At 55.3% G+C, this 13,197-nt stretch carries 8 protein-coding genes; 4 read left to right on the forward strand and 4 right to left on the reverse strand.

Features of this window, described 5'->3' with window-relative positions; genetic code table 11:
- Nucleotides 1-36 precede the first annotated feature (36 nt).
- Nucleotides 37-2,667 carry a DNA topoisomerase IV subunit A gene (locus VJ369_RS07805; protein ID WP_324091606.1) on the forward strand — a complete coding sequence of 877 codons (2,631 nt, stop codon included), beginning with the start codon at nt 37-39 and terminating at the stop codon, nt 2,665-2,667.
- On the opposite strand, the gene cydC is transcribed toward VJ369_RS07805, so the two are convergent.
- The 3 genes from cydC to VJ369_RS07820 are packed head-to-tail and all read right to left on the reverse strand — an operon-like array spanning nt 2,664 to nt 8,656.
- Nucleotides 2,664-5,999: a thiol reductant ABC exporter subunit CydC gene (gene cydC, locus VJ369_RS07810; RefSeq protein ID WP_324091524.1), complete on the reverse strand. Its 3,336-nt coding sequence runs from the start codon at nt 5,997-5,999 to the stop codon at nt 2,664-2,666. The two genes, VJ369_RS07805 and cydC, sit on opposite strands and share 4 nt — an antisense overlap.
- Before the next feature lie 27 nt (nt 6,000-6,026).
- A complete protein-coding gene (cydB, locus tag VJ369_RS07815; protein WP_324091525.1) occupies nt 6,027-7,052 on the reverse strand; it encodes a cytochrome d ubiquinol oxidase subunit II in 1,026 nt (341 codons plus the stop codon).
- 14 nt (nt 7,053-7,066) lie between these two features.
- On the reverse strand, nt 7,067-8,656 hold the full coding sequence (locus VJ369_RS07820; protein WP_324091526.1) for a cytochrome ubiquinol oxidase subunit I: 1,590 nt from the start codon (nt 8,654-8,656) through the stop codon (nt 7,067-7,069).
- 393 nt (nt 8,657-9,049) lie between these two features.
- Here VJ369_RS07820 and VJ369_RS07825 point away from each other — a divergent pair, with 393 nt between their 5' ends.
- Entirely contained in the window at nt 9,050-9,421 is a 372-nt protein-coding gene (locus tag VJ369_RS07825; RefSeq protein WP_105673571.1) for a BlaI/MecI/CopY family transcriptional regulator, read from the forward strand.
- Nucleotides 9,422-9,444: 23 nt separating this feature from the next.
- Nucleotides 9,445-10,410, forward strand: coding sequence for a M56 family metallopeptidase (locus VJ369_RS07830; RefSeq protein WP_324091527.1), 966 nt, complete (start codon nt 9,445-9,447; stop codon nt 10,408-10,410).
- A gap of 110 nt (nt 10,411-10,520) precedes the next feature.
- Here the strand turns inward: VJ369_RS07830 and VJ369_RS07835 are convergent, their stop codons facing one another.
- The gene (locus tag VJ369_RS07835) at nt 10,521-12,629 is read right to left on the reverse strand and encodes a DNA topoisomerase IV subunit B (RefSeq protein WP_324091528.1); all 2,109 of its coding nucleotides are present in this window, start codon (nt 12,627-12,629) and stop codon (nt 10,521-10,523) included.
- A gap of 223 nt (nt 12,630-12,852) precedes the next feature.
- On the opposite strand from VJ369_RS07835, the gene VJ369_RS07840 reads away from it, so the two are divergent.
- Nucleotides 12,853-13,077: a DUF7455 domain-containing protein gene (locus VJ369_RS07840; RefSeq protein WP_105673563.1), complete on the forward strand. Its 225-nt coding sequence runs from the start codon at nt 12,853-12,855 to the stop codon at nt 13,075-13,077.
- Nucleotides 13,078-13,197: the final 120 nt, after the last annotated feature.

The raw sequence follows: 13,197 nt of genomic DNA on the forward strand, positions 1-13,197 counted from the left end.
GCCGTGAAGCAGCAGATGAAGGGCGTAGACAGAGTAATGGCTCGCAAAAAAACCCCTGAGATCCCAGAGGATTTCGTCGAAAACATCGTCGATATTGATGTCACCAGCGAAATGGAATCCTCCTTCTTGGAGTACGCCTACTCGGTGATCTACTCACGCGCGCTGCCGGATGCCCGCGATGGTTTGAAGCCGGTGCAACGACGGATACTTTTCCAAATGTCTCAAATGGGTTTACGCCCAGAAAAGGGCCATGTAAAGTCCGCTCGCGTGGTCGGTGAAGTGATGGGTAAATTACACCCACACGGCGACACTGCGATCTATGACGCCATGGTCCGGCTGTCTCAGGACTTCTCACTGCGTCTGCCACTGATTGACGGCCACGGAAACTTCGGCTCTCTTGATGATGGCCCGGCAGCGGCACGTTATACCGAGGCCCGACTGGCTGCTTCCGCGGTAGCCATGACCGCGAACCTCGACGAAGACGTGGTGAACTTCGTCCCGAACTATGACAATCAGTTCATGCAGCCCGAGGTTCTTCCCGCTGCATTCCCCAACCTTTTAGTCAACGGCACTACCGGTATCGCGGTGGGCATGGCCACGAATATGGCACCGCATAATCTGGGTGAAGTGATTGCGGCAACTCAGCATTTGATTGCAAATCCTGATGCTACGGTCGAAGATCTCATGAAAATCGTTCCGGGTCCAGATCTACCCTCCGGCGGAACGATCGTGGGGCTCGACGGAGTGAAAGATGCTTACCGAACCGGTCGCGGCGCATTCCGTACCCGTGCCACCGTTGCTTTGGAACAGATTTCCGCACGCAAGTCAGCATTGGTCTTCACCGAACTGCCCTACACGGTGGGCCCGGAGAAGGTCATTGAAAAGATCAAAGACGGGGTCAACAACAAGAAAATTGTCGGTGTCTCCGACGTCGTTGACCTCACCGATCGTCATCACGGACTGAAACTCGTTATTGAGTTGAAGAACGGTTTTAATCCGAACGCGGTGTTGGCCGCTTTGTACAAATACACGCCGCTGGAAGACTCCTTCGGAATCAACAATGTGACGTTGGTTGAGGGCCAGCCACGCACCTTGGGCCTGCGCGAATTATTGAGCGTGTATGTAGATCACCGCATCGATGTGGTGCGCCGACGTACCACTCACCGTCTGGCTAAACGCGAAGATCGTTTGCACCTGGTTGAAGGTTTGCTGGTTGCGATTGTCGATATTGATGACGTCATCGCAATTATCCGCTCCTCAGAGCAGACCGCCGAAGCCCGTGAACGACTGATGACGGTCTTTGATCTCAGCGAGCCCCAAGCAAGCCACATCCTTGAACTGCGCCTGCGTCAACTAACTAAATACTCACGCATTGAGCTGGAAGCCGAAGCCGAACAGCTACGCGCCGAAATCGAAGAACTGCGTAAAATTCTGGGCGACGACAAGATCCTGCGTGCGCTTGTCTCCGACGAACTCGGCCAGATAGCAGAAACCTTCGGAACCCCGCGACGTACCAAGCTGAATAAGTCCTCCGCCTTGGAGCCGTTGAAGGGTACGGCCCTTCCAGAGGCGGTAGGCACCGGGAAAACTGCGAAGCTCGCTTTAGAAGTCTCAGATTCTCCTTGCTTCGTTTTGCTCTCGGCTACCGGGCAGATCGCCCGCACCCATGACCGGGCAACCCTTGACTTTTCCTCCGCCCGAATCAAACATGACGTGCTCTTATCTCAAGTGCCTTCCACTGCACGCGGTGAAATTGGTGCATTGACGACTCACGGACGAATGATTCGAATCTCACTGATCGATGTCCCTGTGCTGCCCGAAATTCATGGCTTCCCGCAGCTGGCCAATGGTGTTCCGGTTGATGAGTTCCTCAAACTCGAAAAGCGTGAACGAGTGGTGGCCTTGCTGCCACTGAATCAAGTCTTTGCCTTAGGCACCAAGAATGGTGTGGTCAAGCGGGTTACCCCGGACTATCCGCTGAACCGCGATGAATTTGAGGTCATCACGCTGAAGGATGGCGATTCGGTCGTTGCGGCTGCACCATCCGGTGACAATGATGAGCTGGTTTTTGTCACCCGGCAGGCACAACTTCTCCGTTTTGCTGCCAGCGCAGTGCGCCCGCAGGGACGCACTGCAGCGGGGATGTCAGGCATCAAACTCTCCGGAGAAGATCAGGTTATTCACTTCGGTGTGGTGGGCGATGCAAATGATGACGCCGTGGTGGCCACCATCGCGGCCGGCTCACAAACCTTACCCGGTACTTCTGGCCAGTCGGTGAAGGTCAGTCTCTTTAGCGAGTTCCCGGCTAAGGGGCGCGCGACCGCAGGTGTCAGGGCACACCGCTTCGCCAAGGGTGAAGACCACCTGGCGTTGGGTTACGCCGGCCATGGTCCAGCCCGCGCAAGCTCAACCGCCGGGGTGGTTCGTGCTTTGCCCACCGAGTTCGCCAAGCGAGACGGCACCGGCGCCCCATTGGCGCAAACGATCAACATTCTTGGCGGCACCCTTGTTGGCCAGACACCAATCGCCGGAGCAGCCCAAAGCCTGCCCAATGAACCAACCCCAACGACCCCTAGTGTCGCACCAGTGACTAAGCCGCGCGCTAAGCCTGAGCTACACCCGGGCGAGGACACCTTGCCGTTCTCTGACGGCGGTGTACTGCTCTAACTCCTTGGCAATAAGTTAGTCAGCTTGTGTGAGGGTTCGGTCAAGTTGATCGAACCCTCACACATTTGTGCAAGTCTCCTATTATGAGTGATCAGTACGACCGTCCGACCGGCGAGCGCTTCCCGGAGCGTGTGGATTAGTTCTGCGCTTTCATCTTCGCCCAGGTGTGCGGTGGGTTCATCGAGCAGGATCGTTTGATGTCCCCCAATGAGGGCGCGAGCCACCGCCAGTTTGCAGCGCTGTCCTCCGGACAGCCGGTGTCCGCCGCTACCGATGCGGGTGTCTAGTCCTTTGGGTTCATCGGCATACCAGCGACCAAGCCCTACCCGGTGCAACACTTCGATGAGCTGATCATCAGAGGCTGTCAGCTCGGCAGGCACCGCAAGGTTGAGGTTTCGACGCAATGTTGAGTCAAAGAGGTGCGCCTCTTGCGGACACCAGGCAACCGTGCCCATGGAACCTTGGCTCATTGGCCGGTAGTTCCCCTGCTCGTCAATTACGTCCAAGGTTCCGGCGCTGGCAGGTAGTGCGCCAAGCAGCGCGGTCATGAGTGTAGATTTACCCGACCCCGAGGCTCCGGTCAATGCGGTCCACTGACCGGGCAGTATCTCGGCATCCAGATCGGAGAGCACCGCGACACCCGGTACGTAGCCCAATTCTAAACCCTTGAGCCGATACCCGTGGACGGTGAAATTTGGCTCGTCCAGGTGAGCGGCTTCGGTAAGTTTGCCGGGTTGGTCAATCCCCCTGCGGGCAAGTTGCCCGGTCAGCTCGCTCAGAGCCCGCCCTTGTTGAACCGCATTCAGAGCGTTGGACGCCGGCTCGCCTAAGGACAGAGCCAGTATGACCGCCAGAGCCGTGTAGGACGCATTTACGTCTGAGGCGAGAACTAGGGCCACCGACAGCAGCACCGTGGTCAACGTTGCCAGGGCCGGCGCGGTGCCTTGCCCATAGGCGTGGCGACGAGTTTGTTCGGTGTTGTGTTGCTCGGCGTCGGCGAGTTTGCGTAGCATCCTGTCCAACGCTCCAAAGGCGCGCAGTGATTCCTTATGCCGCAAGATCGCGAGAACCAGTTGGTTCACCTGTAAGCGGTGTTGCAGTTGCATAGCCAGGTGGCGGCCCTCCACGGTCTTCACCAACCATCGGACAGGGAAAAGCAAGAGTAGCCCAGCGCTCAAGGCGAGGTATCCGAATTCTGCCTGGATGAGATACAGCACCGCGGTGGCGGTAACCCAGACCAGTGTTGCCTGCAGGGGTGGGAAGAGTACCCGGGCGATACTGTCTCTTAGCTCGTCGACTTCGGCCAGCAGGTAGCGCAGAACCAGTGAGGACCGGCTCATCACTCCCCATTGCGCGGGGTTAGCGACCATGGCATTCCACAATTTCTCGCGCAGGGCTCCGGCGTAGCGGAGTACTGCGTCGTGGATGGCCAGTTGTTCCAGATATCTGAAGACTGCTCGGCCGATGCCTAGAGTTCGAACCATCACGAAAGCAACAGTCAGATGCAAGATGGCAGGCTGGTAGCTGGACTCGACGATCAACCATCCACTCAATCCGGCGAGCGCCACCGCGCAGAGTATGGCCAGCACCCCGTAGCAAAGGGCCTTGCGGGCCGAAGCATAGCGTCCAACGACCTCACGGCGTGGGTTCCAATCACCCGGCTTGAGCGCGTCAGCGTGCGAATCATCCTCGGTGGGAGCTGCAAATTGTTGGCTAGCGGTCTCCTCTGTGAAGCTAAGCCCGCCCACACTCTGCCGGGGTTTGCTGCCGTCGATTAGCGGATCATGGCTGGCAATGAGTATTGCGCAACGTGCGGGTACTTCGTTAAGCAGCCGTCGCACGTTGTCGGCATTGTCTTCGTCCAGATGGGCGGTGGGCTCATCTGCCAGTAAGAGGTTACATTCGGGAACGGTGTGGACCCGTACGAGCGCACGCAGTACTTCTAACCTGCGCAGTTCACCGGGGGAATACTCCCCGATGGAACGTGGCAACATCTCAATGAGGTTTAATTCGGCCGCCATGGACAGTACGAACTGGGCAGGCGCCTGAGGAACATCTTGTGCGAGTTGCGCGGTACCGGTTGCCTCGTTGAACCGGGGATGCTGGCTGATCACTGCGAGTTCTGCACAGACGTGAATTGTGCCGCTCACCAGCTCGCTGGCAAATTCATTGTTACTCGTGTGGGTTTCGGCAATAAGTTTGAGTAGGCTCGTTTTTCCGGTACCACTGGCATTGCTCAAAATTTTTCGTTCGCCGGCCTGCAAGCTGAGGTTGAAATCCTGATAAATATAGTTTGTGTGCTGATATTGCAGGTTCAGGTTTTCAATTTCCAGGACATGCCCAGCGCTGGCCGGGCAAACTGCCTTCTGTAGCTGCTTTGCCGGTGTTGCCTGGATCTGCTTTTCATACCGGGCAAAGGCTGCTAATCCATCGTCTGCCGCGTGGTAGGCCGAGCCCACCTCGCGCAGCGCTACGAATAGTTCCGGGGCAAGAATCAAGATAGTCAGTCCAGCGGCCAAATCCATATTTCCGCCGACTAGTCGCACGCCGATTACGACCGCTAGCACCGCGACGGACAACGTAGAAATCAATTCGAGCCAGAAGCTGGACATGAATACTGTTTTCAGGTTGGCCATGGTGGCCACCCGGTAGCGTTCGCTGACTTGCCTGATGGCGTGCCCCTGCGATTGTGCTCGGCCTAGTCCCAACAATGCGGGTAGTCCTTGGGCAAGTTCGAAGAGCTGGTTAGCCAGCGCATCAAGTTTGTTCTGGGACTGTGCAATGGTGTCTTGTGTGTGCATCCCAATGAGTGCCATGAATATCGGTATCAGGGGAATCGTCAACAGCAAGATCAGCGCGCTAAGCCATTCAAGGCTCAGTACATAAATGCCTAAGAGCAACGGGATTAGCGCGGCCCCAATGAGCGCCGGGATGAATTTGGTGAAGTAGTCGTCGAGCTTTTCCACGCCATGGCTGGCAAGTGTCGCCGTCTGTGCCACCGTTTGGTCATGGTTCGGATGTCCGATGATGCCGGGGCGGACAGCAACGGTGGCGATGAGCTCTGAACGCATTTTCTCTTTGGCGCCCGCACCTACACGTCGGGCCCCGGCATTTAGTGCCCAGACCCCGACGGTGCGAAGCACTGCCCCAGCCAATGCCATCCACAGTAGCTTCGCTGAGTCCTCTTGGCCTACCGACATCCGTGTAATCCATGTAGCTAGTGCATAGGCGACAAGGATCAACCCGATGGACTTGAGTGCCGAAAAAAGCGCTAGGAAAGCGATTTGTCGGCGTTTGAGAAGAGCACGTGGCAAAAAGCGCGGCGCAGACATCTGTTGTACCTTTCGGACTGGCTAGAACTACTTCACGGCTGAGGTCACGAGATGGTCTTCGGGGATATGCTTCTCGCTGATGCGTTTACGAAAGACCCAGTAGCTCCATGACTGGTAGGCAAGGACCAGTGGCACGCCGAATGCAGCGACGATGCTCATCAGTTTCAGCGTGTATGGGGAACTCGAAGCGTTATATACAGTCAGATCAAATGCCGAGTTGATGGTTGAAGGAATCACTACCGGGAAGGCCGCGGTGAAGATCGCAGCGACAGCTCCGACGAGCATGATGCCCAAAGCAATAAACGAGCGGCCCTCGTGGCCTGCACGGGCGCTAAACCATGCGAAGAACGCGGCAACCAATGCCAGTGCGAGCACCGTCCAGGCGGCTAGCGATGTATCTGCCAGCACCACGGCTGTGGACCACAGCATCAATGGCAAAACGCACCATGGCATCCATCGCACAAACTGCTGCCCGGCCCGTATGCGAATCGGGCCTTCGGTTTTCAAACGCAGGAAAGCCACAGAGTGTATCCAGCTAAATGCCACGACCGCGACGCCGCCGAGAACGGCGTGCCAAGTGAACCACGCGAATGGGCCACCTACCCGGTCACCGTTTTCGTTTAGGGGCAGCCCTAAGGTGGTCAAGGCAAGCATGGCGCCCACCCCGAACGCAGCGATCAACGATCCCCAGCCCAAGGCCAAATCCCAAAACCCACGTGTCGTAGGGTTTTGTGCCTTGCCACGGTATTCTATGGCTACCGCACGGAAGATTAATGCCACCAACACCAGGGTCAGCGGAATGTAGAGTGCGGAGAACAGCGAGGCATACCAGTAGGGGAAGGCTGCGAAGGTGGCCCCGCCTGCGGTCAGCAACCAGACTTCATTTCCGTCCCAGACTGGACCGATGGTGTTGAGCAATACGCGTTTGCGTTTCTCGCCTCCCCGACCCAGCCCGATTTGCATGCCTACGCCCAAGTCAAAGCCTTCAAGGAAGAGATAACCGGTCCACAGTACTGCGATGAGAATAAACCAGAGAGTTGGAAGCCAATCCATTACTTTCCGCCTGTCTAATATGCGAAGGCGAGTACGTCGCCGTCGTCGTCGCTGGGGTCCTTGCCTGGGGTTTGTTCGGTTTCCAGTAGTTCGGGCATGGCTGATCCGGTTCCACCGCGGATATACCGCGTCAGTAGTACCAGTTCAACAACCAGGAGTACCCCGTACACCAAGGTCAGGGTAATCAGGGAGAAGAGCATCTCCCCGGCACTGACCGTTGGTGAAACAGACGCCGCGGTATACATAAATACTTGGTCCACCCCACCCATTTGTGGGTTCGGGGCCACGGTAAATGGCTGCCGCCCCATTTCGGTGAAGATCCAGCCCGCGGAGTTCGCTCCAAAAGGTGCGGCAATGCCAAGAAGTACCAGACGCGACAGCCACTTACTTTGCGGTACGGTCCCCTTGCGGGTGACCCACAAGGCCAATGCAGCAGCCACCGCGGACAACCCGCCGAGGGTAATCATCAGACGGAATCCCCAGTAGGTCACCTCCATCACCGGCAGGTAGCTGATTTCTTCTCCCGCGTATTGGCCGAATGCTGGGTCATCTGGGTAATGACTACCGTATTTTTCCTGATACTCAGGAATGAGCGTGTTCACGCCTTTGACCGGCGTCTCAAAGTCTCCATTGGCTAAGAAGGAAAGCAGACCGGGTAATTCAAAAACTGCCACGACGTCGTCACAGGTAGTAGCACCTTGAGTGCCAACATTTCCTAAGGTCAGCACCGAGAAGCCGGTGCCGTCGTGACAGGCAGCTTCGGCGGCAGCCATTTTCATTGGTTGCTGTTCAAACATCAGTTTGGCCTGCTCATGGCCAGACAATGCGACGCCGAAGAAAGAGATTGTGGCGATGAGCGCACCTATACGCAATGAGGTAAGCCAGACCTTGTGGTCGGTGCGGTCACGCACGTGGCCCTTGGATAAATCTTCGCCAACCACCACACGCCCATTCGCATCGATCGTGTCGATGCCTTCTTTACGGCGTCGATATAGATGGAACCAGGAAATCCCGAGGAGAAACCCTCCTGCAACGGCGAAGGCACCGAAGATGGTATGCGGGAAGGTGACTAGGGCGGTATTGTTCGTAAATACGGCCCAGGCGTCTGTCATCACCGCACGGCCATTGATCAGTTCGGTGCCTACCGGGTGCTGCATCCACGAGTTGGCAACCAAGATGAAGTACGCCGAGAGGATAGCTGCCAGCGATGCGCACCAGATGGTAGCCAAGTGAATGCGTCGAGGTAGTTTTTTCCACCCGAAGATCCATAGGCCAAGGAAAGTGGATTCCACAAAGAACGCTAAGAGTGCCTCCATAGCCAAGGGCGCTCCGAAGACATCACCGACGTATCGACTATATTCACTCCACGCCATGCCAAATTGGAATTCTTGGACAATCCCGGTGGCCACTCCCATAATGAAGTTGATGAGGAACAACTTCCCCCAGAACTTGGTCATCCTTAACCACTGTTCGTTGCCAGTGCGGTGCCAAACGGTTTGCATCACCGCTACGGTCAGCCCTAGCCCAATAGTTAGTGGCACCATCAAGAAGTGATACACGGTGGTGATCCCAAATTGCCACCGAGCAATCTCTAAAACATCCATGGATTCCTCATTTGTCACGAGTCCGCAGCACATGTACTTCTACGTTGCGTAGAAAAGCTCTTACCGTCACCTTAGACCAATTTCGACAGCTTGTAGAAATCGGCTCCATTCGAATCATTCACCATCGAGCGCCACGCTAAAACAATCAAAATTCCCAGCATTGACACAGGCTGGAGTTTCTGAAACAAAAAAACCCAAGTCAGCACAATGCAACCCTTACTCCCGAGTGGCTAAATGCAGTTACCGGCAAACCCGCAAATCACCCGATACTTTTACGTCATGTAGAAATATCGGACGAACGCCTATACAATAGAATCTCCAAGCAGAATGTTTACACTCCTTATGAAGTGCGACAACACTGCATCAGCACTAAAGCAAGTGAGGTAAGACCTGGTGGCCAGCCTTGGCGATCTGGAACGCTCCGTCATGGACCTACTGTGGGATTCCGCAGAACCGCTTACCGCTAATGATCTTCGTGATGCCCTAGCTGCACGCGGTACTGATGCGAAGGAACTCGCAGTAACCACGGTATTAACCGTGTTGGCGCGACTGGAAAAGAAAGGACTCGTAGCGCGGGAACGCTCTACTCGTCCACATCGTTACACCGCGTCCTCTTCTCGTGAGGACCATACTGTTGGACTGCTAAATGATGCTTTGGGCACCGCCCAAGATCGCGAAGCCGTCCTTGCCCGATTCATCGGAGGAATCTCGGCTGATGAAGCCGTGTCCCTACGTGCTATCTTGGATTCTGTAAAGACTGTCTAAGTAACACGAATTTCGGGGACTGGGTGCTTCTCACCTCATATTTCCTAGCGGCGTTGGCTATCGTCTTGGCGTGGCCGACGCCGTTGGCTTTGTCGAAAGCAAAATGGACCGCACGCGCTCCTGTCGCTGCCGTCCTGCTGTGGCAAGCTATCGCCTTGGGCGGCGGCTTATCCATGATCGGGTCAATGCTGGTTTGGGGGCTAACCCCATTAGGCAATGACCTCATTTCTGCTCTCCACGCCGGCTGGCTCTTAGCCACTGGGGATCCCAGCGTGAACTTCCCCGGGGTGATCCACCTGTTTGCGCTGAGCACTGCCTTCTTGTTTGCTTTGCATCTTGTGTTGACCCTAGTGCGGGCTTCATGGCGCACCACGAGACAACGTGCTAAACACCGCCAGCTGTTACGGCTACTGAGCAACCCTTCTCAGACAAGACCTAACACACTGGTCCTGGACCATGATTTGCCCGTGGCTTATTGTGTGCCTGGGTTTAACGGATCCGTTACGGTGCTATCGCGAGGTCTACTAACCCAGCTTTCTGCCGATGAACAGCGCGGCGTCATTGCCCACGAAAGCTCACACCTAGATCAACGTCATGATTTTCTCATCTTGGCGTTCACTGCGTGGCATGAGGCATTACCGTGGTTGCCGACTTCTCGTTTGTCCTTGGAAGCAGTGCGCCAGTTAATCGAAATGCTCGCTGATGATAAAGCACTAGAGGTCGTTACCCGCCCGGTACTTCTTAGAGCTATCGTTGGGGTAGCCTCCTCTATTGCACCGGCGGAGACCAGCCAGGACAGCGCTAAGGGATTAGCAGGAGAAATTGTAGGTATGCCCGGTGGAGAAGTCTCCTCCCGTCGCTTGCAGCGTCTACTGTCGCCTGTGGCACCGCTGAGTGGGTTCCAAAACTTCGTGGTTCTCTCCTGTACGGTCCTGTTGCTTGTATGCCCGACAATTCTTCTTATTGCCCCGCGCCTGCTGTCTTGGTAGTCCACCTGACGCACCGTCCGGGAAGCTAAACAGCATTAAAATTTATAGCCCTGTCATTGATCATCTGAGGCGATCAATGCCAGGGCTATAGTTCTCAGCACAAAGCTTGGCTAGACGTCGATACGGTCTCTTTCAAGATTCTCAGCGCCAGCGATGATGAAGTTCTTTCGTGGCGCGACGTCTGATCCCATGAGCAGGTCGAAGACTTCCTCTGCTGCCTGGGCATGCTCGATCCCCACGCGGCGAAGCATACGATGGCGTGGATCCATTGTGGTCTCTGCCAACTGATCTGCGTCCATCTCACCCAATCCCTTGTACCGCTGAATTGGCTCTTTATACTTCTTCCCCTCGGTTTCCAGCTTCGCCAGCAGACGAGTCATCTCGGCCTCCGAATAGGTGTAAACAACCTCGTTGGCCTTAGAGCCGGCATTGATCACCTCAATCCGGTGAAGTGGAGGCACAGCGGCGTATACCCGTCCATGCTCAATCATGGGGCGCATGTATCGATAGAACAGCGTCAAAAGTAACGTTCGAATATGCGCGCCGTCCACGTCAGCATCTGTCATCAGGATGATCTTGCCGTATCGCGCCTGTTCAATATCGAAGCTACGACCTGATCCGGCGCCGATGACCTGAATCATCGCCGCGCACTCAACGTTCGAGAGCATGTCCGAGATGGAAGCCTTCTGCACGTTGAGGATCTTGCCTCGGATAGGAAGCAGGGCTTGGAATTCACTAGAACGCGCTACACGTGCAGTACCCAACGCACTATCGCCCTCAACGATAAATAATTCCGAGCGTCCAACTTCCTTGCTACGACAATCAAGTAGCTTAGTCGGAAGTGAGGAGGATTCAAGCGCAGTTTTACGACGCTGGGTTTCCTTATGCATGCGGGCTGAAATACGAGACTTCATCTCGTTGACAACCTTCTCAAGCAGCGTGGCTGCCTCGGCTTTTTCACCGCGTTTAGTCGATGAAAGACGTTCGTTGAGCGCCTTTTCGACAACCTTTGTCACGATCTGGCGTACTTGCGACGTGCCAAGGATTTCCTTGGTCTGCCCCTCAAATTGTGGTTCCGCAAGGCGCACGGTTAATACCGCGGTCAGGCCGGCCATGATGTCGTCTTTTTCGATTTTGTCTTTTTGGCCGAACTTCAGCTTGCGGGCATTGGACTCGATGTTCTTACGGAAGGATTTCAGCAGTGCCTGTTCAAACCCTGCAATGTGCGTTCCACCCTTGGGAGTGGCAATGATGTTTACAAAGCTACGCATCGTGGTGTCGTAGCCGATCCCCCACCGCAACGCTACGTCGACTTCGCAAACTCGCTGAACGTCTTGCATATGGCTGCGGCCATTTTCATCGATTACTGGGACCTTCTCATGGAAAGAACCACTGCCGTGCACGCGCCAGACATCGGTGACTGAAGAATCACTGCTTAGGTATTCAACGAATTCGCTGATTCCGCCGTCATGCTGAAATACCTCTTCGTAGGAGCCTTCGGCTCCTTCTGTTCCGGGCAGGCCACGATCATCACGCAACGTAATACGTAGGCCAGGAACCAGGAATGAGGTTTGACGCGCACGATTTTGAAGTTCCTCATAGGAGAACTTCGCGTCAGGGGTGAAGATGTGGTCATCCGCCCAATAACGAATTCGAGTACCAGTAACCCCCCGCTTTGCTTTACCAATGACTTCCGGAGTGGTTGCTTTTTCGTGGGCGGTAAATGGTGCGTCCGCCTTTGGCTTGCCACGGTCGCTAAACTTTCCTGGTTCGCCACGGCGGAACTGCAAAGAATACGTTTTTCCGCCACGATCAACTTCAACGTCCAAACGCGCAGATAGAGCATTCACCACGGAGGCTCCTACGCCGTGCAGACCACCAGATGCGCTGTAGGAACCACCACCGAATTTGCCACCTGCGTGCAACTTAGTGAATACAACTTCCAAGCCGCTTAGCCCTGTCTTCGGCTCCACATCTACGGGAATACCACGGCCATCGTCATGCACTTCGACGGATCCATCTGAATGCAGGATGACGTTTATGGCTTGGCCGAAGCCACCGAGGGCTTCATCAACCGAGTTATCAATAATCTCCCAGAGACAGTGCATAAGACCGCGGGAATCGGTAGAACCGATATACATGCCGGGTCGCTTGCGTACCGCTTCGAGACCCTCAAGAACGGAGAGATGACGGGCATTGTAATTATCGGTTGAGGCCACGGGGCTGCAATCTCCTACTGACGCGGGAAAATAATGAACTGGTTCCATTCTACTCGTTTATGTGTTCGAACTTGGTGCTACTGGAACTCGCCGGTAATTCGCCAAAAATTCAACCAAACTTATCCACACTCGCTACGCGGTGAGCGAAAGCAAGCCGTTTTGGGCATAAAGTCAGGCTCATAGCTGGTTGTATAGAGTGAACATCGATTTAAGGAGGCTGGCAATGACTACTACTACCACTAGTCGTGAACTAAACGCCCTGGACCGGTGCGACCGATGCGGCGCACAGGCCTACGTCCGGGCAGTGCTGGCTTCTACCAGCGGGGAACTACTCTTCTGTGCTCACCACGCACGCTCCGTGGAATCCAAGCTACGCCCAATCACTTCGGTCTGGCAGGACGAGTCCTCACGACTGTATGAAAAGCCAAAGGTCGACATAAACGACTAACTGATCGGATACTCATCCGATGAGCAGAAAGGGTGATCCAGCCACGAGCTGGGTCACCCTTTATTGCTTTAATAAATCACTGGTTAGCTCGACTAATAAAAAATAATGCGGTCTCCCTAC

The sequence above is a fragment of the Glutamicibacter sp. genome (genome assembly GCF_035257265.1).
Classification (GTDB): domain Bacteria; phylum Actinomycetota; class Actinomycetes; order Actinomycetales; family Micrococcaceae; genus Glutamicibacter.